Raw genomic sequence first — 22,770 nt, 5'->3', positions numbered from 1 at the left:
TTCGGCAGCGGTTCCGGTGGCCGGCTGCTAGAACTCGTCGCGGTTCGTACGGCGGCCGCGCCACAGGACCACGGCCGCCACCAGCAGGACAGCACCGGCGCTGCCCGCGAGGGGGGCGGCCCAGTCGGCGGTGTCGTCGCCGGAGGCGGCGTCCGGGCCGCTGCCGAAGTACTTCTCGCCGTGCGCCGCCGAGCGCAGGCCCTCCGGCTCGAGCCCGTCGGCGGCCTTGATGGCGGCGGCCGGGTCGACGAAGCCGAAGCCCCGGGAGTCGTCGCGGCCCCCGACGGGGGCGTTGCGGGCGGTGTCCTCGAGGAGCGACTTGATCTGGGCCGGGGTCAGGTCCGGCTGGGCGGCCTTGACCAGGGCGGCGGCGCCGGAGACGAAGGCGGCGGCGGCACTGGTGCCCCAGCCCTCGTAGTACTTGTGGTCGGGATCGGCGATGACGACGTCGACGCCGGGGGCGCTGACGGTGGCGTACCAGCGGCGGGTGGAGAAGGAGGCGCGGGTCCCGGAGCGGTCGACGGCGGTGGCGGCGATGACGCCCGGATAGGCGGCCGGGTAGGAGATGTGGTCGCCCTTCTCACCGCCGTTGCCCGAGGAGGCGACGACGACCACGCCCTTCTTCAGGGCGTACTGGATGGCCGAGTCCTCGGTGGATTCGGGGTGCGCGGAGGCGGAGTCGTCGCCGAGGGAGAGGTTGATGACGTCGGCGCCGTGGTCGGCGGCCCAGCGGATGCCCTCGGCGAGGGCGTTGCCGCGGGTGCTGCGGGCCTTGGCGCGGGAGGGATCGCCGTCCTCCAGGATCACGCGGACGGGGAGGATCTTCGCCTCGGGGGCGATACCGAGGACGCCGTCGGCGTTGCCCGGGCCGTGTCCGTGGCCGGCGATGATGCCGGCCATGGCGGTGCCGTGCCGGGCCCAGGCACGGTCGCCCGGCTCGGCTCCGAAGCCGACCAGGTCCTTGCCGGTGAGGACGTTGCCGACCAGGTCGGGGTGGTCGGCCTCGACGCCGGTGTCCAGGACGGCGACGGTGACGCCGTCGCCCTTCGTGGTCTGCCAGGCCTCCTGGGTGTGCATGGCCTCCAGGGCCCACTGCTGGGCGCGGATGCTGTCGGCGTGCGCGACGGGAGCGGGGAGAAGGACGAGGCCCGCGGCGAGCAGGACGCCGACGGCTCCGGCCCGCCGGGTCGCGGCGGCGCGCCTGGCCGGGCGGCTTGCGGCTTTCACGACGGCTGCTCCGTGGCCGAGCGGACGTTCTTGCGGAGGCCGCGTTCGACGCGGTCGGCGAGGCCCTGCGCCTCGTTGCCGAGGCCGGCCTGGGCCGGGGCGGTGGTGGCGTTGGGCTCCATGGCGTCCTCGGCGGGCTGCGGGTCGTCGACGGTGCGGCCGTCGGCCCAGCCGGAGACGGCGTAGACGACGACCGGGGCCTCGGTGAGCACGGAGACGGTCCAGGAGGCGCGCTGCCCCGTGCCGAAGCGGGCGGCGGGGGTGTTCCGCGCGGCGTACGGCAGGGGCATCAGGTCGCTGCGGCGGTCCAGGCGCTCCTTGCGGAAACGGTTCGCGAGGGAGGTCATGCCCGGGGCGTCGGCCGTGGTGAAGAGCAGGCCGACGGTGGTCACGTAGCTCTGGGTGGCGTCGGTGTAGGTGGCGCGCAGGAGCCGCTCGCAGCCGACGGGGGCGAGGGCCTTGCGCAGCAGGGGGTCGAAGGCGTCCTTGCAGCCGCTGTCCGGGGCGACGGCGATACGGGTCCAGGTGCGGTCGGCTCCGCCGGGGCCGGCGCCCTGGCCCTGCACGGTGGGCGGGAACAGCTGGTCGACGGGGACGCTGTGCCAGAGGCTTCCGGCCGTGGCGAAGGTGCTGCGCGAGCCCTCCTCGCCGGAGTCGCCGACCAGCCAGCTGCCGGTGACCGCACCCGAGATGAGTCCCAGCCCGAGCACGAGACAGGCGGCGGCCGCGGCGGCCTGCGATGCGCCGCGTCGGCCGAGCGGGCGGGGCCGTGCGTCACCGTCGTATCCCTCGGGCTCCCCGAACCACACGACGGGCCGCGCGCCGGTGGATGTCCCGCCGGGCGTCAGGGGGGCGCTCCAGGAGAAGGCCGGGTCGGGCGAGACGCGGGAGGCGGGGGCGGAGTCCGGGGGCGGAGGGGCCGGGGCCGCGGAGCGTGGCCGCTGGGTGGGCGCGGGCGGCATGCGCATACCAGGGCCGGCGCCAGAACCGGTATCGGCTCCGGCGGGCAAGCCCGCACATGCCTGCGGCTCACGCGTGGGGCGCGGCGGGGTGCCGGGGCGTACGGAACCGGGACGGCCGGAGGTTTCGGCGGTCTCGGAGTCGGGCCGCTCGGACCGCTCGGCGGGCGACGGGTCCGCGGGGATCGGCCGCAGGCGTCGGGTCGTCTCCGCCGCGTTCTCGGCGGGGGCGCCGGTACGGCGTGGCGCGGGGAGCGGCCCGGGCCTGCCGGAGGGGCCCGGAAGGTGACGCGGTCGCGGAGGGGTGTCCGGCGGGGCGGACGGCCTGTTCGACTCGGACCGGGTCTCGGGGCGGACGCCGGGCGGCGTGTCCGGGAAGCGGGCGGAGGCGAGCGGCGGGGGCGGTGCCGTGGACTCGGTGCGCTCGGGCGCGGCGGCGCCGAGGCTCGGGAAGCGAGGGCGCCCGTTCGAGGCGCCGCCGGATTTCGAGCCGCCACCGGAGCCGGGTGACGCCGGACCGGCCGTACCGCCGCCCCGAGCCGCCGTTCCGGGGCCGGGGACCTCTTCTGCCGATGTACCACCCGTGCCGAAACGCCCGCGGGACGAGCCCTGGCCCTCGGCGGCAGAGCCCGTCGGGGCCGCCTCACGCGCCGAGGAGGGCCGCCGCGCATCTGTCATCGGGCCCGCGGCACCGAAGAATCCGCGCCCGTCCGACGCAGCACGCGTCCCGGGGTCAGCAGACCCGGCCCGGTCGGTGTCCCGCCCCGCGGACGTCCGCGACGACCCCGCCGCCGGGCCGCCGCCGGAGCGCCCGCGCCCGTCCGTCTGCGCCGGAGCCGACGCACGCGGCACCGAAACACCGCCACCCGACGACACACGCCCGGTGGCAGGCCCGGCCTGGTCGGTGTCCCGCGCCGGGGACGGCCTCCGTGAACCCGCCGTCGAGCCCTCGCCCCTCGTCGTACTCGACCGGCCGGCGTCGGAAGACTCGCGCCCGTCCGCACCCGGAGTGGCGTCGTCCGCGGCTGTGTCGGACGGTTCGGCTGCCGTGTTCTGCGGGGGGTGTGGGGGACGCGGTGGGCTGCTGGGGCCCGGAGGGCTGCTCGGGCGCGGGGGGAAGGAGGCGCGCCGCGCTTCCGTGCTCATGCACCCCCCGTTTCCTCGCCCGGGCCGCTGCGTTCCGCGCGGGCCGGTGGCGTCCTGCCCGAGGCCCGGCACGGAATCGTCCCGGGCACACATACCCGTACGAACGGAGCGTCATCCCGGCGCGGATCCCCGGCCGGCTCGTTCCGCCGTACGTGCGCGTCACTCTACGGCTTGTTCCTGCACGAACGGGAACCAGTCCACGACCCCGGGGCATCTGCCCGGAACGTCCCCCTACCCTGCGGTAATCCAGTCTGGCAGGCTGCGTTCATGACTGCGCGCGCCGCCGACCGGGCCCGTTACGACCGGGCCACAGCCCATCTCGACGCCCCTCTCGCGATCGTGGACCTGGAGGCCTTCGACGCCAACGCCGCCGATCTGGTGCGTCGCGCCGGGGGCAAGCCCGTCCGGGTCGCCAGCAAGTCCGTGCGGTGCCGGGCGCTGCTGGAACGCGTCCTGGCCCGGGACGGTTTCGCCGGGATCATGTCCTTCACGCTCGCCGAGTCGCTGTGGCTGGCCCGGTCGGGGTTCGAGGACGTGCTGCTCGCCTACCCGTCGGCCGACCGTGCCGCGTACGCCGAACTCGCCGGTGATCCCAAGCTCGCCGCCGCCGTCACCGTCATGGTCGACGATGTCGCCCAGCTCGATCTGATCGACGCCTCGCGGGGCGGTGGCCGTGAAGTGGTGCGGGTGTGCCTGGAGTTGGACACGTCCCTGAGGCTGCTCGGCGGACGCGTGCGCGTCGGGGCCCGGCGTTCGCCGCTGCACTCCCCCGCGCAGGTCGCGGACGTGGCCAGGGCGGTGGCCCGGCGGCCCGGCTTCGAGGTCGTGGGGATCATGGCGTACGAGGGACACGTCGCCGGTGTCGGTGACGCGGTGGCGGGCCGCCCTCTGCGGTCCCGTGCCGTACGGCTGATGCAGGCCGCCGCCAAGCGTGAACTCGCCGAGCGGCGTGCGGAGGTGGTGCGCGCAGTGCGGGCCGTCGTGCCGGGTCTCGAGTTCGTCAACGGCGGCGGCACCGGCTCGGTGCAGCACACGGCGGCGGAGGAATCGGTGACCGAGATCGCCGCCGGGTCGGGGCTGTACCTGCCGCGGCTGTTCGACAACTACACGTCGTTCAGCGGCCGTCCGGCGGCCCTGTTCGCGCAGCCGGTCGTACGGCGGCCGGGGGTGGGCGTGGTGACCGTGCTCGGTGGCGGGTATCCCGCTTCCGGGGCCGCCGGGGCCGACCGGTCGCCCGTGCCGTACCTGCCCGAGGGGCTGCGCTACGACCCGCAGGAGGGGGCCGGTGAGGTGCAGACGCCGCTGCTCGGCTCGCCCGCCGACGATCTGCTGATCGGTGACAAGGTCTGGTTCCGGCACGCGAAGGCCGGTGAGCTGTGCGAGCGGTTCGACCAACTGCGGCTGATCGAGGGCGACGCGGTGACGGCGACCGTGCCGACCTACCGCGGCGAGGGGCACACGTTCCTGTAGCCCGTCAGCCGGTCGGCCGTTCAGTCCGAGGGGCCGATGCTGCTGCCCACGCCGCCGCCCGTGTCCGCGTCGCCGACCGGGCGGATGCCCTTGGTGACGCGGTCCATGTCGGCGAGCGGGGGTCCGTCCTCGCCCGCGTCGAAGACGTACCGGACGAGGACCGGTGACTCGGTGCCGACGCTGGAGGGGAAGACGAGCGACTGGACGTAGCCGCCCGGCCCCTTGGCGGTGTGGACGCGCCAGCGCACGAAGTACCCGGCGCGGCCTGCCACCGCGACCGGCCCGGACTTGACGACCTCGTGGGATTCCATGCCCCCGTAGGGCTTGCGGCCGATCCTGTCGCGGTCGAAGGCCTCTTCGGCCGCCTCGGAGATGTCCGCCTTGGCGAGGGCCTCGGGGGATTTCTCGTCGTTCGCGGTGACGGTGCGGGAGACGACGAGGCCGTGGCGGCAGACGGTGCCGTCGCCGGGGCAGTCGTAGGTGCCGTCCGTCGTCATGACGACGTCGTCCTCGGCGACGTGCTGCGGGCGGACCCAGCCGTCGAGCAGCGGGAAGGTGACGCCGTTGAGCTGGTCCTCGACGACGGCCGGGTCGTCGGCGGACGGCTCGGATGTGGACGTCTCGGGGGTCGGCTCCGACGGTTGTGACGCCGTGGGGCCGGGGTATGTCGGAGCCGTCCTCGTCTCCGAGCCGCTGTCGTCGCCGCTGGTGAGGACCAGGACTCCGGTGACGGTCGCCGCGACCAGGACCGCCCCGGCGGCGACGAGGGCGACCGCCTTCGCGCGCCCGGTGCCGCCGCCCGGGGGCGGGGGCACCGGGGTGGCCCCGGGCGCACGGCGGTGCTCGGTCCAGGCCGTGCCGTCCCACCAGCGTTCCTGGTGCGGGCCGTGCGGGTCGGGGTACCAGCCGGGCGGAGGCGTCATGCTCATCCCGGCACTCTAGAGCCAGGGGCCTACAGGGGTGTGACGTACGCCCCCGCGATCCCGCCGTCGACCAGGAAGTCGGTGGCGTTCACGAAGGAGGAGTCGTCGCTGGCCAGGAAGGCGACGGCGGCGGCGATCTCCTCGGCCTCGGCGAAGCGGCCCAGCGGGATGTGCACCAGGCGGCGTGCGGCGCGCTCCGGGTCCTTGGCGAACAGCTCCTGGAGGAGGGGGGTGTTGACCGGGCCGGGGCACAGGGCGTTCACGCGGATGCCCTCCCGGGCGAACTGGACGCCCAGTTCCCGGGACATGGCGAGGACGCCGCCCTTGGAGGCCGTGTACGAGATCTGGCTGGTGGCGGCGCCCATCCTCGCGACGAAGGACGCCGTGTTGATGATCGAGCCCCTGCCCTGGCGGCGCATGTACGGGATGGCGGCCTTGCAGCACAGGTAGACGGAGGTGAGGTTGACCTCCTGGACGCGCTTCCAGGCCTCCAGGCCGGTCTCCAGGATGGAGTCGTCGTCGGGCGGGGAGATGCCGGCGTTGTTGAAGGCGATGTCGACGCTGCCGTAGGTGTCGTGGGCGGCCTTGAAGAGGGCCTCGACCTGCTCGGGGTCGGTGACGTCGACCTTGACGAAGGTGCCGTCGGTCTCCTCGGCGGCGGCCTTGCCGCGGACCTCGTCGACGTCGCCGCAGACGACGTGCGCGCCCTCGGAGGCGAGGCGGCGCGCGGCGGCGAGGCCGATGCCGCTGCCGGCTCCGGTGACGACGGCGGTGCGGCCGACCAGCCGGCGGCAGATGGTGTCCTGAGCAGTCACTGTGCGGGGCCCTCCGTGCTGATGAAGACGTTCTTGGTTTCGGTGAAGGCGGCCAGGGCCTCGGGGCCGAGCTCGCGGCCGACGCCCGACTGCTTGTAGCCGCCGAACGGGGTCCAGTAGCGGACGCTGGCGTGGGAGTTGACGGACAGGTTGCCGGCGCGGACGGCCTGGGAGACGCGCAGGGCGCGGCCGACGTCCCGGGTCCAGATGGAGCCGGAGAGGCCGTACGGGGTGTCGTTGGCCAGGCGGATCGCGTCCGCCTCGTCGGTGAACGGCAGCAGGACGGCTACCGGGCCGAAGATCTCCTCGCAGGCCGCGGCGGAGTCGGGCCGCTCGCCGGTGAGCACGGTCGGCGGGAACCAGAAGCCGGGCCCCTCGGGTGCGCTGCCGCGCAGGGCCGGGGCGTCCTCGGGGACGAAGCCCCGGACGCGGTCGAGCTGCTGCCGGGAGATCAGCGGGCCCATCTGTGTCTTCTCGTCGGCCGGGTCGCCCACCACGACGGCGGCCAGGGCCTCGGCGAGCAGCTCGCGGACCTCGTCGTAGACCGTCTCCTGGACCAGGACGCGGGTGCGGGCGCAGCAGTCCTGGCCGGAGTTGTCCAGGAAGGAGAAGGGGTCGACGGCGGTCTTGAGGTCGGCGTCGGCGAAGACGATGTTGGGGCTCTTGCCGCCGAGTTCGAGGGTGACGGGCTTGACCTGCTCGGCGCCGAGCGCGGCGACGCGCGTTCCGGTGCGGGTGGAGCCGGTGAAGACGATCTTGGCGACGCCGGGGTGCCGTACCAGTGCTTCGCCCGCGACGGCGCCGTGCCCCGGCAGGACCTGGAGGAGGTGCTCCGGGAGCCCGGCCTCCAGGGCGAGTTCGGCGAGGCGCAGGGCGGTGAGCGGGGTGGTCTCGGCGGGCTTGAGGATGACCGCGTTGCCGGCCGCGAGGGCCGGTGCCGTGCCCCAGGCGGCGATCGGCATGGGGAAGTTCCAGGGCGCGATCACGCCCACGACGCCGAGCGGTTCGAGGATCGTGACGTTCAGGCCGCCCGGGACCGGGATCTGCCGGCCGGTGAGCCGCTCCACTCCCCCGGCCGCGTAGTCCAGCAGGTCACGGACGTTGCCGGCCTCCCAGCGGGCGTTGCCGATGGTGTGGCCGGCCTCGCGGACCTCCAGGCGGGCCAGTTCCTCGAGATGCTCGTCGACCTTGGCCGCGAAGCGGCGCAGCAGCCGGGCGCGGTCGCCGGGTGCGAGGGCGGCCCAGACGGTCTGCGCCCGGGCGGCCAGGGTGACGGCCGCGTCGACGTCGGCCGGGCCGGCCGCCGCGATGGCGGCGACGACCTCCTCGGTCGCGGGGTTCAGTACTTCCAGGAGGTGCTCGGAAGACAAGAGGGCCTCACATACGTTCGAAGGAGCGGCGCAGCTCCCAGTCGGTCACCGCGGCGTCGAAGGCGTCCAGCTCGACCCGCGCCATGTTGCGGTAGTGCGCGACGACCTCGTCCCCGAAGGCGGCCTTGGCGATGGTGCTGTTCTCCCAGAGCTCGGCGGCCTCGCGCAGGGAGGTGGGGACGTGGGCGAAGTCGGCGGTGTAGGCGTTGCCGGGGCAGGGCTCGGGCAGCTCCAGCTTCTGCTCGATGCCGTGCAGCCCGGCCGCCACGAGTCCGGCGACGGCCAGATAGGGGTTGACGTCGCCGCCGGGCAGCCGGTTCTCGAAGCGCATCGAGCGGCCGTGGCCGACCACGCGCAGCGCGCAGGTGCGGTTGTCGTGGCCCCAGGCGACGGCGGTCGGGGCGAAGGAGCCGGGCTGGAACCGCTTGTAGGAGTTGATGTTGGGGGCGTAGAGGAGGGAGAAGTCGCGGAGGGCCGCGAGCTGGCCGGCGAGGAAGTGCCGCATGACGTCCGACATGCCGCCCTCGCCGTCCCCGGCCATGGCGTTGACGCCGTCCGCGTCCGCGAGCGAGAGGTGGATGTGGCAGGAGTTGCCCTCGCGCTCGTTGTACTTGGCCATGAAGGTGATCGACATGCCCTCCTGGGCGGCGATCTCCTTGGCGCCGGTCTTGTAGACGGAGTGCTGGTCGCAGGTGAGCAGGGCCTCGTCGTAGCGGAAGGCGATCTCGTGCTGGCCGGGGTTGCACTCGCCCTTGGCGGACTCGACGGTGAGGCCGGCTGTCGCCATCTCGTTGCGGATCCGGCGCAGCAGGGGCTCGATACGGCCGGTGCCGAGGACCGAGTAGTCGATGTTGTACTGGTTGGCCGGGGTCAGGCCTCTGTAGTTCGCGTCCCACGCCTGTTCGTAGGTGTCCTTGAAGACGATGAACTCCAGCTCGGTGCCGACCTGGGCGGTGTAGCCGAGCTCGGCCAGGCGCTCCAGCTGGCGGCGCAGTATCTGGCGGGGCGCGGCGACCACCGGGGAGCCGTCGCTCCAGGCGAGGTCGGCGTGGAGCATGGCCGTGCCCTCGTTCCAGGGGACGCGGCGCAGCGTGCTCAGGTCCGGGTGCATCGCGAAGTCGCCGTAGCCGCGGTCCCAGGAGGACATCGCGTAGCCCTCGACGGTGTTCATCTCGGTGTCGACGGCGAGCAGGTAGTTGCAGCCCTCGGTGCCGTGCTGGAGCACCTCGTCGAGGAAGAAACGGGCGGCGAACCGCTTGCCCTGGAGCCGCCCTTGCATGTCGGGGAAGGCCAGGACGACAGTGTCGATCTCACCGCCCGCGACGAGGGCGTGCAGCTCCTCGACGCTCAGCGGGGGTGTGCGGTCTGCCACGGGAAAGCCTCCTAGGCTCCTTGGATCCGCCGGGAGCCATAAGGTATTGCGGAGAACCATTGCTTGGGAAGGGGGTACGGCCACATGCCGGAGGAAACGGGCGGCGAGGTGCGGGACCGGCTGACGCCGGTGCTGCGGCAGGTACGCGCGGGCAACGGCTTCGAGGAGGCGCTGGAGCAGATCCTTCAGGTCGTACGGCTGGGTCTGGTGGCGGGGGGCGAGCGGCTGCCGGCCGAGCGGGAGCTGGCGGAGCGGCTGGGCATCAGCCGGGTGACGCTGCGCGAGGTGCTGAAGGTGCTCCAGGACCAGGGCCTGGTCGAGTCACGGCGCGGCCGGTACGGCGGGACGTTCGTACGGCCGCGCACGGACGCCGGCGGTGAGGACGAGCTGCGGCGCCGGGTCGCCGAGGTCGACATAGAGGACGTCCTGCGCTTCCGGGAGGTGCTGGAGGTGGGCGCCGCGGGGCTGTGCGCGGCGCACGGGCTGGACGAGAGGCAGGCCGGGCAGCTCCGCGAGGCCCTGTCCCGCACGCACGACGCCCCGCTCGCCGAGTACCGCCGCCTGGACACGCTGCTGCACCTCACGCTCGCCGAGCTGTCCGGCTCCCCCACCCTCACGGCCCAGTACGCGGCCGTGCGCGCGAGCGTCAACGACCTGCTCGACTGCATCCCGCTCCTCGTGCGCAACCTGGAGCACTCCCAGCGGCAGCACACCGCCCTGGTGGAGGCCGTGATCGAGGGCGACGCCGATCAGGCGCGGGAGATCATGCGCGAGCACTGCGGGGGCACGGCGGCGCTGCTGCGGGGGTTCCTCGGCTGAGCCCGGCCATGTCTCGGCGTGGTGAGGATTTACGGGCGATTAACGCACGGGTATTGCCTTCCCCTGGTCGGCACCGCAAAGGTATGGCTCCATTCCATTGAGTCTCAGCCCGCTCGACCCCGTGAACCGCCGCCGCCCTTCGGGAGTCTGCCCATGTCCCAGGAACCCACCAGCACACCAGCCGCCCCGGAGGGGGACGACTATCTGGAACGCAGAGCACTGCGCCGCGGCAGCGCCGGCTGGGTGCTGCTGACCGGTCTCGGCGTCGCCTACGTCGTCTCCGGGGACTACTCGGGCTGGAACTTCGGCCTGGCCGAGGGCGGCTTCGGGGGCCTGGCGATCGCCATGGTGCTCATGGGCGCGATGTACACCTGCATGGTCTTCGCCCTCGCCGAGCTGTCCTCGATCCTGCCGACGGCGGGCGGCGGCTACGGCTTCGCCCGGCGGGCGCTGGGCCCCTGGGGCGGCTTCCTGACCGGTACGGCGATCCTCATCGAGTACGTCCTCGCGCCCGCCGCGATCGTCATCTTCATCGGGGACTACGTCGAGTCTCTGGGCCTGTTCGGCCTGGAGTCCGGCTGGCCGATGTACCTGGTCTGCTTCGCGATCTTCCTGGGCATCCACCTGTGGGGCGTGGGTGAGGCGCTGCGGTTCAGCTTCGTCGTCACCGGCATCGCGGTGGTCGCCCTGATCGTGTTCGCGCTGGCGGCTCTGCCCGACTTCTCCTTCGCGTCGCTGGACGACATCCCGGTCGACGCCTCCGCCGCGGGATCCAGCTCCTGGCTGCCGTTCGGCCTACTCGGCATCTGGGCGGCGTTCCCGTTCGGCATGTGGTTCTTCCTGGGCGTCGAAGGGGTGCCGCTGGCCGCCGAGGAGACCAGGGAGCCGGCCCGTACGCTGCCGAAGGCGATCCGCTGGTCGATGGGCATCCTGGTGGTGCTGGCCGTGGTCACGTTCTTCGCGGCGGCGGGCGCACGCGGTTCCGCGGCGATCCAGGAGGCGGGCAATCCGCTGGTCGAGGCGCTCCAGCCGAACGGCAAGGCGACGACACTGAGCCGGATCGTGAACTACGCGGGCCTGGCCGGCCTGGTGGCCTCGTTCTTCTCCCTGATCTACGCGGGCTCGCGCCAGCTCTTCGCCCTGTCCCGCGCCGGATACCTGCCCCGCTTCCTGTCCCTCACCAGCCGCCGCAAGGCGCCGTACCTGGGCCTGCTGGTGCCCGGCACGATCGGCTTCCTGCTGGCGGCGCTGTCGGGCAACGGCGCCCGCATGCTGAACATCGCCGTCTTCGGCGCGACCATCTCCTACGCGCTGATGTCCCTGTCGCACATCGTGCTGCGCCGCCGCGAGCCGGAGCTGCCGCGGCCCTACCGCACGCCGGGCGGCGTGGTGACCTCCTCGGTCGCCCTGGTGCTGGCCTGTGCGGCGCTGGTGGCCACGTTCCTGGTGGATGTGACGGCGGCGGTCATCGCGCTCGTGGTGTACGTCGTCGCCATCGGGTACTTCGGCCTGTACAGCCGCAAGCGGCTGGTGGCGAAGGCCCCGGAGGAGGAGTTCGCGGCGCTGGCGGCGGCCGAGGCAGAGTTGTCACGGGACTGAGGTGGACCGAGGAGTCGAGGTGCGGGAGGTTCTGTGTCCAAGCCGCTGATCGGGGTCAGCACGTATCTGGAGTCCGGTGCGCGCTGGGGCGTGTGGGAGCTGGAGGCGGCACTGCTGCCGGCCGGCTACCCGCGGCTGGTGCGGCGGGCGGGCGGCCTGGCCGCGATGCTTCCGCCGGACGACCCGCTGCACGCGGCCGACATCGTGGCCCGGCTGGACGGGCTGGTCATCGCGGGCGGGCCGGATGTCGAGCCGGTCCGCTACGGCGCGGAGCGCGAGCCGCGGACCGGGCCGCCAGCGCGGGAGCGGGACGCGTGGGAGCTGGCCCTGATCGACGCGGCGCTGGCGGCCGGTGTGCCGTTGCTGGGGATCTGCCGGGGCATGCAGCTGCTGAACGTGGCCCTCGGCGGGACGCTCGTCCAGCACATCGAGGGGCATGCGGAGGTCGTGGGCGTCTTCGGCGGCCACGCGGTCAAGCCGGTGCCGGGGAGTCTGTACGGCGGTGTCGTGCCGGAGGAGACGTTCGTACCGACGTATCACCACCAGGCCGTGGACCGGCTGGGCAAGGGTCTGGTCCCGTCGGCGTACGCGGCGGACGGGACGATCGAGGCGCTGGAACTGCCGACCCACCCGGGGTGGGTGCTGGGTGTGCAGTGGCACCCGGAGATGGGAGATGACGTGCGGGTGATGCGGGCGTTGGTAGAGGCAGCGTCGGTGACCTGACCCCCAGGGGGCTCCGCCCCCTGGACCCCCGGCCTATGCCCACCCACCACCCGAATCGGTCAGCCGAGAGGCCAAGCTCGCCCCCCTCCAGCCCGTCCGGCGTTTGAGGACAAGGCCGTTCAGGCCGATCGGGGGTCCAGGGGGCGGAGCCCCCTGCGGATGGGACGGGCAGGGGCGGCGGGGGCGAGAAAACTACCCCCGCGTCAGCGACAGCAAGTCCCTGGCAGGCCCGGTAGGCCGATGCCCCGTGGGCCACACCGCCCTCAGATCCCGCGCCAAGGCCACCCCCTCCACCGGCACACTCACCAGCCGCCGCATCGCCAGCTCCTCCCCCACCGCCAGTTCGCTCAGCACCGACGGCCCCGCCCCGCTCACCGCCGCCGCCTTGACCGCCGTCGTCGAGGACAACTCGATCAGCGGCCGGGCCAGTCCCCCGAGCGCCGTGTCCAGCACCTGCCGCGTACCCGAACCCTTCTCGCGCAGGATCAGCGGCGTCGACGCCAACTCCCCCGCCGCCAGGGGCCGTCGGCGGCGGGCCCAGGGGTGGCCGGGGGCCGTGACCACTATCAGGCGGTCGTGGGCGATGACCACCGAGTCCAGCCCTGTCGGAACGGACAAGCCCTCCACGAAGCCCAGATCCGCCTCGTCCGACAGCAGGCGTTCCGCCACCACCGTCGAGTTGCCGGCGTGCAGGGAGACCGCCGTGTCGGGCCGCTGGGCACGCAGCGCGAGCAGCCAGCCCGGCAGCAGGTACTCGGCGATGGTCATGCTCGCCGCCACCCGCAACCGCGAGTCACGGCGATCGCGCAGCGCCTGCGCCCCCACGTCGAACGCCTCCGCCGCCTCGACGATCCGCCGCGCCCAGTCCGTCACCAGCGCACCGGCGTCCGTCAGCCGGGACCCGCGCGGCGAACGGTCGACCAGTGCGACGCCGAGCTGCCGCTCCATCGACCGGACCCGGCTGCTCGCGGCGGGCTGGGTGATGCCGAGTTCCCGCGCCGCCCCACCGAGGCTGCCGAGCCGCGCCACCGCCAACAGCAGCTCCAGTGCGCCGAGATCCGGCACCCGGTGCCCCAAGGACCCGGCTCCGGCGGTCGGCACGTCACCCTGCTCATCCGTCCTGCTCATAAACCCAGCTTATGTCGCCATAGAGGCTTGCTCCCTGGTGGTACAGCTCCGGCTCACCGACCGTAAGAGTCATGGTCACCGCAGCCCAGCCCCTCGCGTACCCCGTGTCGGTCCGTCACCTCGGGCCGAACTGGTACGCCACCGTCATGGGCACCGCCGTCGTCGCCACCGCCGGAGCCGCCCTCCCGACGCACCTTCCCGGGCTGCGTCCCGTGCTCGCCGGTGTCTGGGCCCTCGCGTTCGTCCTGCTCCTGACCCTGCTCGGGGCCCGGGCGGCGCACTGGGTCCACCACCGGGACCAGGCCCGCGCCCATCTCCTCGACCCGGCGACGGCCCCCTTCTACGGCTGTCTCGCCATGGCCCTGCTCGCCGTGGGCGGCGGTGCCCTGACCGTGGGCCGGGACGTGATCGGCATGCGGGCGGCCGTCGCGCTCGACGCCGTGCTGTTCAGCGCCGGCACGGCTCTCGGGCTGGCCGCCGCCGTCGCCGTGCCGTATCTGATGGCCGTACGGCACCGGGTGGAGCCGGGACAGGCCACCCCCGTCTGGCTGCTGCCGCTGGTCGCGCCCATGGTGTCGGCCGCCGTCGGGCCGCTGCTGGTTCCTCATCTGCCTCCAGGTCAGCCCCGGGAGACACTGCTGCTCGTCTGCTTCGCGCTGTTCGGGCTCAGTCTGCTCGCCACGCTCGTGATGCTGCCGCTGGTCTTCGGGCGGCTGATCACCGGCGGGCCGCTGCCCGTCGCCCTCACCCCCACACTGTTCCTGGTGCTGGGGCCGCTCGGTCAGTCGACGACCGCCGTCGGAGCGTTCGCGGACACGGCCCCCGGAGTCGTACCGGCGCCGTACAGCCAGGGCTTCGGTGTGCTCGCCGTGCTCTACGGCGTGCCCGTGATGGCGTTCGCGCTGCTGTGGTTCTGCCTCGCCACCGTTCATGTGCTGCGCGCCCGGCGGCACGGGCTGCGGTTCGCGATGACGTGGTGGTCGTTCACCTTCCCGGTCGGCACCTGTGTCACGGGCGCCGAGGCCCTGGGCCGGCACACCGGGCTCGTGGCCTACGAAGGGCCGGCGGTCGTCCTGTACGCGGTGCTCGTCGTCGCGTGGGCCACCGCCGCCGCGGGCACCGTACGCGGGCTGCTCAGGGGCGAACTGCTCGCAGGGCCCGGTCCAGCACCCGTGGCGCCTCGGCCAGCGACGGCCCGTACCAGGTGAGGTGCCGTCCGCTGACGAGCGCGCAGGGCAGGCCGGGGAAGGCCTCGGGGCCGTCGTCCGCGGTGAAGCGGTACGGCTCGTCCGGGAGGATCACCACATCCGGTGTGGCCGCGCGCAACTCCTCCAGCGCGATGCGGGGGTAGCGGTCGGGGTGCGCCGCGTGCACGTGGTCGACGCCGAGGCGGGCCAGGACGTCGCCCGCGAAGGTGTCGCGGCCCAGGACCATCCAGGGGCGGCGCCAGATCGGCACGACCGCCGTCAGGCGGGTCACCGGCCGCGGCAGGGAGGACCAGGTGTCCTCCGCCTCGTCCAGCCAGCGCGGGCGCGCCGTCGCCCCGCAGGCGTCCAGGACCCGGGCCAGTTCCCGGAAGGCCCCCGGCACGTCGCGGATCTCCGTCACCAGGACCTGGACTCCCGCCGCGCGCAGGGCCGCGAGGTCGGGCTCGCGGTTCTCCTCCTCGTTGGCGATCACCAGGTCGGGGGCGAGGGAGACGATCCGGTCGGGCTTCGGGTTCTTCGTGCCTCCGACGCGTACGACGTCCAGGCCGGGCGGATGGGTGCACCAGTCGGTAGCGCCGACCAGGGTGCCGGGGGCGGACCGGGCCACGGCCTCGGTCAGCGAGGGGACCAGCGAGACGACCCTCACCGGCGTGGCCGGTCCCGGACCGCCTCGATGTGCTCCGCCACGGCGACGACGATCACGCGGGTGTCCGACTCCGTGGCACGCCAGCGGTGCCGAACGCCGCCGGTGAGGTACAGCGTGTCGCCGCGGCCGAGCCGGTAGGCGCGGCCCTCCGCCTCGATCTCCACCGCGCCGTCGGCGACGTACATCAACTGGTCGTTGCGGTACTGGAATTCACGGCCCGCGTCGTGGTCGCCGATGAACTCGGAGGCGTGCATCTGGTGGTGGCCGCGCACCAGGGACCGGGTCCGGGGCTGGGGCGGCGGCTCGGCGCCGTCGGCACGGACGACGTCCACGCTGCACGCCGGGTCGGCCGCGGCGAGGAGCTCCACGGCGGTGGTGCGCAGGGCGTCGGCGACCTTCTCCAGGGAGCTTCGGCTGGGGCGCGCCCGGTCGTTCTCGACCTGGCTCAGGAACGGGACCGACAGGCCGCTGCGCTCGGCCACGGCCGCGAGGGTGAGCTCCAGCGCGCGGCGCCTGCGGCGCACGGCCGCGCCCACCCGAAGGGACTGCTCTTTGTGGTCGCCCATCGCTCCGGCTCCCTCCTTCGCCCGTCGATCCGGTCCCCGTGCACCGGCGTCCCGGCGCACTGCTTCTGTTGAGTTGTCTGCACCCTACGCATGTTCGGCAAACCGTTTCCCGCGCCCGTCACATCGACGTCATACAGGGCGGTGCACGACCTCACAGTTCGCGCCAGGGGATCCGCCGCTCCCGGGGCAGCGTACGGATTTCCTCCTACGGGAGGAACCGGGTGGGAGGCGGGAGGAACAGAGCGAGAGACGAGGCTTGGGGGGTGGCGTTGCGCTCTGTGGTTGTCCGGATCCCGCTCGTGGATACGGGTGCGGGGCGGGACGCGTCGTGTCGCGTCCCGCCCCGCGTCCGGCCTCACTGCGGCGTCATGCGCCCCACCATGTCGGGGTGCTCCTTCAGCCACGCGGCGACGGCCTCTTCCTCATGGCCCTGACCGCGGTTCTTGATCTCGCTCTCCAGGCTGCCGAGCTCGCCCTCGCTCATCTTGAAGTTCTTGATCCACTTCGTGAGCTGCGGGTACTGCCCGGGGAACTTCTCGTTGGAGATGGTGCGGATCGTGTTGCCCTCGCCGAAGGCCTTCTTGGGGTCCTTCAGCTTGGTCAGCTCGTAGTCGCTGTACGCCCAGTGCGGCGACCAGAGGGTGACGGCGATCGGCTCCTTCTTGGCGTACGCGCGCTTCAGCTCGGCCAGCATGGCCGGGGTGGAGCCGTCGACGACCTCGTACTCCTTGTCCAGGCCGTAGCCGGGCAGGACCTTGTTCTTCGCCAGATCCATCTCGCCGGTGCCCGGCTCGATGCCGATGATCTTCCCCTTGAAGGTGCCCGACTTGCCCTTGAGGTCCTCCAGGGAGTCGACGCCCTTCACATAGGACGGGACGGCGATCTCCAGGGAGGTAGGTTCGTACCAGGTGCCGAGGTCCTTGAGCCGGTCCTTGTTCTTGTCCCAGTAGTTCTTCTGGGCGTAGGGCAGCCAGGCGTCGAAGTTGAGGTCGAGATCGCCCGAAGCCAGGCCCGTGTAGACGGGGCCGACGTCCATCTGCTTCAGGTTCAGCTTGTAGCCGCGCCGTTCGAGGACGTTCTTCCACAGGTAGGTGACGGCGATGTCCTCGTCCCAGGGGAACCAGGCCACGTCCAGGGGCTGCTTGGCCTCGGCGGGTGTGCTGCCGGCGGCGTTCGCGACCGGGGCCATCTTGTCGGCGAAGCCGGGGTTCTGCTTCAGCCAGGCGCGGACGGCCTCCTGCTGGTTGCCCTTGCCCGCCTTGTTGATCCCGGCTTCGAGGCTGGTGAGCTCCTTCTCGGTCATCTTGAAGTTCTTCAGCCACTTGGCGACCGTCGGGTCGTCGTCCGCGAAGCCCTTGCGGGACAGCGTGTGCACGCCGTCTCCCTTGCCCCAGGCGCCCTTGGGGTCCTTGAGCTTCTTGAGGTCGTAGTCGTTGTAGGCCCAGTGCGGCGACCAGAGCGTGACGACGATCGGCTCCTTCTTGGCGTACGCGCGCTTCAGCTCGGCCAGCATGGCGGGCGTGGAGCTGTCGACGACCTTGTACTCCTTGTCCAGGCCGTAGTCCTTGAGGACCTTGCTCTTGAGCAGGGCCATCTCGCCGGCGCTCGGCTCGATGCCGGTGATCTTGCCGCCGAACTCGGACGCCTTGCCCTTGAGGTCCTCCAGGGAGTCGACGCCCTTCATGTAGGAGGGCACGGAGAGCTCGAGGGACGTCTTGTCGTACCAGGAGCCGAGGTCGTCGAGCTGCTTGCCGTACTTCTTCCAGTACTGGGCGTGGGTCGTGGGCAGCCAGCCGTCCGTCTGGAAGTCGACGTTGCCCTGGGCGAGCGAGGTGTACAGCGGGCCCGCGTCGTACTGCTTGGCCTCGACCTCGTAGCCGCGCTGCTCCAGGACGTCCTTCCAGAGGAAGGTGGAGGCGACGCCCTCGTCCCAGGGGATGTAGCCGATGCTGATCTTCTTGCCCTGGCCGACGTTCTTGCCGTCGGCCGCGGCCGTGGTGCCGGTGCTGCCGCCGAACATTCCCATGCCGCCCGCGGTGAGCGCGAGGACGACGACGCCGATCACGGCGACGACCGGGCGGGGCCGGTAGGACCAGATCTTCAGCCCCTGGGCGGCGCGCAGCTTGGCGGCGGCGCGGCGGCCGAGGGGGGAGACCTGGGTGCCCAGGGCGCTCGTCATGCGGTCCAGGTAGATCGCGAGGATCACGATGGCCACACCGGCCTCGGAGCCCAGGCCGACGTTGAGCTGGCCGATGGCCTCGTTGACGTCGCCGCCGAGGCCGCCGGTGCCGACCATGCCGGCGATCGCGGCCATGGACAGGCCGAGCATGATGACCTGGTTGACGCCGGCCATGACGGTGGGCAGGGCGAGCGGGAGCTGGACGCGCAGCAGGGTGTTGCGGGGCGTGGTGCCGAACGCGTCGGCGGCCTCGACCAGTTCCTTGTCGACCTGCCGGATGCCCAGCTCGGTCATGCGCACGCCCGGTGCGAGCGCGAAGATCAGCGTGGCGACGATGCCGGCGGGAGCGCCGGTGCCGAAGAACAGGATCGCCGGGATGAGGTAGATCATCGCGGGCAGCGTCTGCATGAAGTCCAGGACGGGCCGGACCAGACCGCTGACGCGGTCCGAGCGGGCCGCCCAGATGCCCACGGGTATGGAGATCACGAGCGCGATGACGGTCGCCACGAGGACGAGCGCCAGGGTGATCATCGCGTTCTCCCACAGTTCGAGGGAGTCGATGAACGCGAATCCGGCGAACGTGAGGACACCGGCGAGCGTGCCGCGCAGCCAGAAGGCGACCACGGCGAAGATGCCCGCGAGGAGCAGCGGTTCGGGGGCCTGGAGGACGGCGTTGATGCCGTCGTAGAGGCCGAGGAAGACGGTCTTGCAGAAGTCGAACAGCCACGCCATGTGGGTGGTGAGCCAGTCGACCGCGTCGTTGACCCAGCTGCCGAGCTCGATCCTAGGCACGGGCGGTCACCTTCTCTCCGCCCTTGTCCTGCGGGGAGTCGCAGGGCTGCGGGGTGGCGTCCTGCTCGTCGCCGAGGAAGCCGATCAGACGCTGCCGGGGGACGACGCCGATCTGCTTGTTGTCCTGGTCCACGACCGAGACGGGGTGGGAGAGCCCGGCGCTGATCGCGCACAGCTCCGTGAACGGGGTGTCGGCCGTGGCGGTCCGGCAGTGGCAGCCGGGGTCGTCGGCGGTGACCGAGGGGTCCATGATCTCGCCCGCGGTCAGGACGCGGGAGCGGTCGACGTCCTGGGTGAAGGAGGCGACGTAGTCGTTCTCCGGCCGCAGCAGGATGTCCTGGGCGGTGCCGATCTGGACGATCTCACCGTCGCGCATGACGGCGATGCGGTCGCCCAGGCGCATGGCCTCGTTCAGGTCGTGGGTGATGAAGACGATCGTCTTCTTGAGCTTCTGCTGGAGTTCCAGCAGCTGGTCCTGCATGTCTCGGCGGATCAGCGGGTCCAGGGCGCTGAAGGACTCGTCCATCAGCAGCAGGTCGGCGTCGGTGGCGAGCGCGCGGGCGAGACCGACACGCTGCTGCATGCCGCCGGACAGCTCGTCGGGCCAGGACTTCTCCCAGCCGGCCAGGCCACACAGGGCGAGCGCCTCGTCGGCGCGGCGTACGCGCTCGGCGCGGGGCACGCCCTGCACTTCCAGACCGTAGGCGGCGTTCTCGCGCACGCTGCGGTGCGGGAAGAGCGCGAAGTGCTGGAACACCATGCTGATCTTCCGGGAGCGGACCTTGCGCAGCTCGCGGTCGCCGAGCGTGGTCAGGTCCTGGCCGTCGAAGCGGACGTGCCCGGAGGTCGGCTCGAGCAGGCCGTTCAGCATGCGCAGCAGGGTGGACTTGCCGGATCCGGACAGACCCATGACGACGAAGATCTGGCCGGGCTCCACGGTGAAGGACGCGTCGATCACGGCGGCGGTCGTGCCCTCGGCACGCAGTTCCTCCCGGTCGGCTCCGTCGCGGAGCCGCTCGACCGCTCGGTCCGGTCTCCTGCCGAACACTTTGTACAGGCTCTCTGCCTGAAGCCTCGCTGACACGTGCACCTCAATCTCGACGGCAACAGAACAGAGCGAGGACAGGGCCGCAAACAGTTGAAATGCGCAACCAGCCTCGCTCTGCGGCGGCGCCTCCCCCCGATCGGGAAAGGCAAACCCACAAGTGGGGCGCTTCACACAAGACGCACACACGGCGACCCGCCGCGCAGCGGCAAGTGGCTGTCAGTGGCTTACGGCATGATGCGTGGCGTGACCGGACGACTGATGCTCCTCGACACCGCCTCCCTGTACTTCCGCGCCTACTTCGGCGTCCCGGACTCGGTCAGGGCCCCGGACGGAACGCCGGTGAACGCCGTGCGCGGACTGCTCGACTTCATCGACCGGCTGGTCAAGGACCACCGGCCCGACCAGCTCGTGGCCTGCATGGACGCCGACTGGCGGCCACACTGGCGGGTAGAGCTGATCCCGTCCTACAAGGCCCACCGCGTCGCCGAGGAGCACGCGGCCGGCCCGGACGAGGAGGAGGTGCCCGACACGCTGTCGCCGCAGGTGCCGGTCATCGAGGCGGTGCTGGACGCGGTGGGCATCGCGCGCGTGGGCGTCGCGGGGTACGAGGCGGACGATGTGATCGGCACGTTCACCGCGCGGGCGAAGGGCCCGGTCGACATCGTCACGGGCGACCGCGATCTGTACCAGCTGGTGGACGACGCGCGCGGGGTCCGCGTGCTGTACCCGCTGAAGGGCGTGGGCACCCTCCAGCTCACCGATGAGGCATGGCTCCGTGGGAAGTATGGGGTCGACGGGAGCGGGTACGCGGATCTGGCCCTGCTGCGCGGCGACCCCAGCGACGGCCTGCCGGGCGTGCCGGGCATCGGAGAGAAGACGGCCGCCAAGCTGCTGGCCGAGTACGGGGACCTGGCCGGGATCATGGCGGCGATCGAGGACCGGCGGTCGAAGCTCACGCCGACGCAGCGCAGGCGGCTGGACGAAGCGCGCCCCTATCTCGCGGTCGCGCCGAAGGTGGTCCGGGTCGCGGACGACGTACCCCTGCCCGATGTCACCACGGCGCTGCCGCGGGCCCCGCGCGACCCGGCGGAGCTTCGGACACTGGCGACCCGCTGGGGCCTGGGCGGCTCACTGGAGCGTCTGCTGACCACGCTGGCGGTGTGACGGGGGCGGGCCGACGGCCTTCCGGAGACCGGCGGTGTTCATGAACCTCTCATTCAAGAGGTGTTAAGTGGGGGCGAGGTGCTAACTTAGGTAAGCCTAACTATGCGAGACAGGGAGGTCCTCATGGCAGAGCGACCGGGACGCCAGCCGCGCAAGCCGCACTCCGCTCAGGTCGTCCGCACCGAGCGGCTGACTCCGCACATGCAGCGTGTGGTGCTCGGCGGCGAGGGCCTCGCCGACTTCGCGGCGGGCACGTGCACCGACCACTATGTGAAGCTGCTGTTCGCGCCCGAGGGCGTGACCTACCCGGAACCCTTCGACATGCAGCGCATTCGCGAGGAGGTCCCCCGCGAACAGTGGCCGGTGACCCGGACGTACACGGTGCGCCAGTGGGACGCCGAGCACCGCGAGCTGACCCTGGACTTCGTCATCCACGGTGACGAGGGCCTGGCCGGCCCCTGGGCGGTGCGCGTCCAGCCGGGCGAGACCGTGCGGTTCATGGGCCCCGGCGGGGCGTACGCGCCCGACACCGACGCCGACTGGCATCTCCTCGTCGGTGACGAGAGCGCGCTGCCCGCGATCGCCTGCGCCCTGGAGGCCCTGCCGCGCGGCGCCAAGGCCTACGCCTTCGTGGAGATCTCCGGCCCCGAGGAAGAGCAGAAGATCGACTCGGACGTGGACGTCGTCTGGCTGCACCGCCGCGAGAGGCCCCTCGGCGAGGCGCTGGTCGAGGCGGTACGGAACCTGGAGTTCCCCGAGGGCCGGGTGCACGCCTTCGTCCACGGCGAGGCGCACTTCGTGAAGGAGCTGCGCCATCTGCTCCGGGTCGAGCGCCAGATCGCGCGCGAGGACCTGTCGATCTCCGGCTACTGGCGGCGCGGCCACAACGAGGACGGCTGGCAGGCCTCGAAGCGGGACTGGAACGCACGCATCGAAGCGGAACAGGAGAGCAGCCCGGCCGCCTGAGCGACGCGAGCGCGACGGCCTGCCGCGACGCCCCTCAGTCGCCCCGCACCCGCGCGTGCAGATGCATGTCGTGCCAGCCGTCCGCGTGCAGGACGGCGCTGCGCTTCGTCCCCTCGAGAGGGAAGCCCGTCCTGGTGGCGACGTGGCAGGACGCCTCGTTGCGTACGGCGTGCAGGAGTTCGAGGCGGTGGAAGCCGGTCTCGTCGAGGGCCCAGCGGGACAGCGCGGTCGTGGCACGCGCGGCGATGCCCCGGCCCCGTGTCGCCGGGACGGTCCAGTACGCCACCTCCGCCATACCGTCGTCGAGCCGTATCTCGCGCAGCGCGACCCGCCCCAGCAGCGAGCCGGAGTCCGCGTCGGTGACGGCCCACTGCGCCTCCCGCTCCTCCTCCCACGTCCGGTGCCAGTCGCCGATCCAGCCGGCGACCTCCTCCTCGGAGTCGGCGGCCCGGGCGTGCCACTGGTGCATCACGGGATCCTGGAAGACCTCGTACACCGCGGGCGCGTCCGCGGCCCGCCAGGGACGCAGGAGGAGTCCGTCGCCGGTGGCGAGGGTGGGCTGCGGACGGCGGGCGAGAGTCCCGGCGGTCAGGACCGGGCTGGTGAGGAACGGCATGCCCCGCATCCTGACAAGGGCGCGAGGGGCGGTA

19 protein-coding genes are annotated in these 22,770 nt (G+C 72.4%); 7 read left to right on the top strand and 12 right to left on the bottom strand.

Annotated features, from left to right (window positions below; translation table 11 throughout):
• Window positions 1-27: 27 nt before the first annotated feature.
• Together mycP and OG542_RS32885 are read right to left on the bottom strand one after the other, a co-directional pair.
• Window positions 28-1,227 carry a type VII secretion-associated serine protease mycosin gene (mycP, locus tag OG542_RS32890; protein WP_328415578.1) on the bottom strand — a complete coding sequence of 400 codons (1,200 nt, stop codon included), beginning with the start codon at window positions 1,225-1,227 and terminating at the stop codon, window positions 28-30.
• On the bottom strand, window positions 1,224-2,864 hold the full coding sequence (locus OG542_RS32885; RefSeq protein WP_328415576.1) for a hypothetical protein: 1,641 nt from the start codon (window positions 2,862-2,864) through the stop codon (window positions 1,224-1,226). The genes mycP and OG542_RS32885 overlap by 4 nt, the downstream gene beginning before the upstream one ends.
• A 735-nt stretch (window positions 2,865-3,599) precedes the next feature.
• On the opposite strand from OG542_RS32885, the gene OG542_RS32880 reads away from it, so the two are divergent.
• Window positions 3,600-4,802, top strand: a complete 1,203-nt coding sequence (locus OG542_RS32880) for an amino acid deaminase/aldolase (RefSeq protein ID WP_328415574.1) — start codon at window positions 3,600-3,602, stop codon at window positions 4,800-4,802.
• A 20-nt stretch (window positions 4,803-4,822) separates the two neighbouring features.
• On the opposite strand, the gene OG542_RS32875 is transcribed toward OG542_RS32880, so the two are convergent.
• The 4 genes from OG542_RS32875 to OG542_RS32860 are packed head-to-tail and all read right to left on the bottom strand — an operon-like array spanning window position 4,823 to window position 9,282.
• Window positions 4,823-5,725 (bottom strand): DUF2510 domain-containing protein, encoded by a 903-nt coding sequence (locus tag OG542_RS32875; RefSeq protein WP_328418203.1) that lies wholly within the window; start codon window positions 5,723-5,725, stop codon window positions 4,823-4,825.
• 29 nt (window positions 5,726-5,754) lie between these two features.
• Window positions 5,755-6,540 (bottom strand): 3-oxoacyl-ACP reductase, encoded by a 786-nt coding sequence (locus tag OG542_RS32870; protein WP_328415572.1) that lies wholly within the window; start codon window positions 6,538-6,540, stop codon window positions 5,755-5,757.
• Entirely contained in the window at window positions 6,537-7,910 is a 1,374-nt protein-coding gene (locus OG542_RS32865) for an aldehyde dehydrogenase family protein (protein ID WP_328415570.1), read from the bottom strand. The genes OG542_RS32870 and OG542_RS32865 overlap by 4 nt, the downstream gene beginning before the upstream one ends.
• Window positions 7,911-7,917: 7 nt before the next feature.
• On the bottom strand, window positions 7,918-9,282 hold the full coding sequence (locus OG542_RS32860) for a glutamine synthetase family protein (RefSeq protein ID WP_328337507.1): 1,365 nt from the start codon (window positions 9,280-9,282) through the stop codon (window positions 7,918-7,920).
• An 84-nt stretch (window positions 9,283-9,366) separates the two neighbouring features.
• Between OG542_RS32860 and OG542_RS32855 the strand changes: the two genes are divergently transcribed.
• The 3 genes from OG542_RS32855 to OG542_RS32845 all read left to right on the top strand — a co-directional run bounded on the left by OG542_RS32855 (window position 9,367) and on the right by OG542_RS32845 (window position 12,423).
• The gene (locus tag OG542_RS32855) at window positions 9,367-10,101 is read left to right on the top strand and encodes a FadR/GntR family transcriptional regulator (protein ID WP_311124775.1); all 735 of its coding nucleotides are present in this window, start codon (window positions 9,367-9,369) and stop codon (window positions 10,099-10,101) included.
• Window positions 10,102-10,254: 153 nt separating this feature from the next.
• Window positions 10,255-11,700, top strand: a complete 1,446-nt coding sequence (gene eat / locus OG542_RS32850; RefSeq protein ID WP_311124776.1) for an ethanolamine permease — start codon at window positions 10,255-10,257, stop codon at window positions 11,698-11,700.
• A 45-nt stretch (window positions 11,701-11,745) separates the two neighbouring features.
• The gene (locus tag OG542_RS32845) at window positions 11,746-12,423 is read left to right on the top strand and encodes a gamma-glutamyl-gamma-aminobutyrate hydrolase family protein (RefSeq protein ID WP_328418201.1); all 678 of its coding nucleotides are present in this window, start codon (window positions 11,746-11,748) and stop codon (window positions 12,421-12,423) included.
• Between the two features lie 192 nt (window positions 12,424-12,615).
• On the opposite strand, the gene OG542_RS32840 is transcribed toward OG542_RS32845, so the two are convergent.
• The gene (locus OG542_RS32840; RefSeq protein ID WP_328415567.1) at window positions 12,616-13,551 is read right to left on the bottom strand and encodes a LysR family transcriptional regulator; all 936 of its coding nucleotides are present in this window, start codon (window positions 13,549-13,551) and stop codon (window positions 12,616-12,618) included.
• A gap of 71 nt (window positions 13,552-13,622) precedes the next feature.
• Here OG542_RS32840 and OG542_RS32835 point away from each other — a divergent pair, with 71 nt between their 5' ends.
• The gene (locus tag OG542_RS32835) at window positions 13,623-14,759 is read left to right on the top strand and encodes a TDT family transporter (protein WP_328415565.1); all 1,137 of its coding nucleotides are present in this window, start codon (window positions 13,623-13,625) and stop codon (window positions 14,757-14,759) included.
• On the opposite strand, the gene OG542_RS32830 is transcribed toward OG542_RS32835, so the two are convergent.
• From OG542_RS32830 to OG542_RS32815, 4 genes are all read right to left on the bottom strand, one after another.
• A complete protein-coding gene (locus OG542_RS32830; RefSeq protein WP_328415563.1) occupies window positions 14,686-15,405 on the bottom strand; it encodes a helical backbone metal receptor in 720 nt (239 codons plus the stop codon). The genes OG542_RS32835 and OG542_RS32830 overlap by 74 nt on opposite strands.
• Window positions 15,402-15,971 carry a helix-turn-helix domain-containing protein gene (locus OG542_RS32825; protein ID WP_328415561.1) on the bottom strand — a complete coding sequence of 190 codons (570 nt, stop codon included), beginning with the start codon at window positions 15,969-15,971 and terminating at the stop codon, window positions 15,402-15,404. Before OG542_RS32825 ends, OG542_RS32830 begins: the two co-directional genes overlap by 4 nt.
• A gap of 355 nt (window positions 15,972-16,326) precedes the next feature.
• Window positions 16,327-18,942: an ABC transporter permease/substrate binding protein gene (locus OG542_RS32820; RefSeq protein ID WP_328415559.1), complete on the bottom strand. Its 2,616-nt coding sequence runs from the start codon at window positions 18,940-18,942 to the stop codon at window positions 16,327-16,329.
• Window positions 18,935-20,026, bottom strand: coding sequence for a quaternary amine ABC transporter ATP-binding protein (locus OG542_RS32815; RefSeq protein WP_261680635.1), 1,092 nt, complete (start codon window positions 20,024-20,026; stop codon window positions 18,935-18,937). The genes OG542_RS32820 and OG542_RS32815 overlap by 8 nt, the downstream gene beginning before the upstream one ends.
• A gap of 198 nt (window positions 20,027-20,224) precedes the next feature.
• Here OG542_RS32815 and OG542_RS32810 point away from each other — a divergent pair, with 198 nt between their 5' ends.
• Together OG542_RS32810 and OG542_RS32805 are read left to right on the top strand one after the other, a co-directional pair.
• On the top strand, window positions 20,225-21,154 hold the full coding sequence (locus tag OG542_RS32810; RefSeq protein WP_311130256.1) for a 5'-3' exonuclease: 930 nt from the start codon (window positions 20,225-20,227) through the stop codon (window positions 21,152-21,154).
• A gap of 123 nt (window positions 21,155-21,277) precedes the next feature.
• Window positions 21,278-22,120 carry a siderophore-interacting protein gene (locus OG542_RS32805; RefSeq protein ID WP_311124782.1) on the top strand — a complete coding sequence of 281 codons (843 nt, stop codon included), beginning with the start codon at window positions 21,278-21,280 and terminating at the stop codon, window positions 22,118-22,120.
• Between the two features lie 34 nt (window positions 22,121-22,154).
• Here OG542_RS32805 and OG542_RS32800 read toward each other — a convergent pair whose 3' ends face one another.
• Window positions 22,155-22,736 carry a GNAT family N-acetyltransferase gene (locus OG542_RS32800; protein ID WP_328415557.1) on the bottom strand — a complete coding sequence of 194 codons (582 nt, stop codon included), beginning with the start codon at window positions 22,734-22,736 and terminating at the stop codon, window positions 22,155-22,157.
• Window positions 22,737-22,770: the final 34 nt, after the last annotated feature.

The organism is Streptomyces violaceus (assembly GCF_036014075.1).
GTDB classification, from domain to species: domain Bacteria; phylum Actinomycetota; class Actinomycetes; order Streptomycetales; family Streptomycetaceae; genus Streptomyces; species Streptomyces violaceus.
Note: the sequence above shows the minus strand (reverse complement) of the source record. Positions and strands in the feature narration are given on the sequence as shown.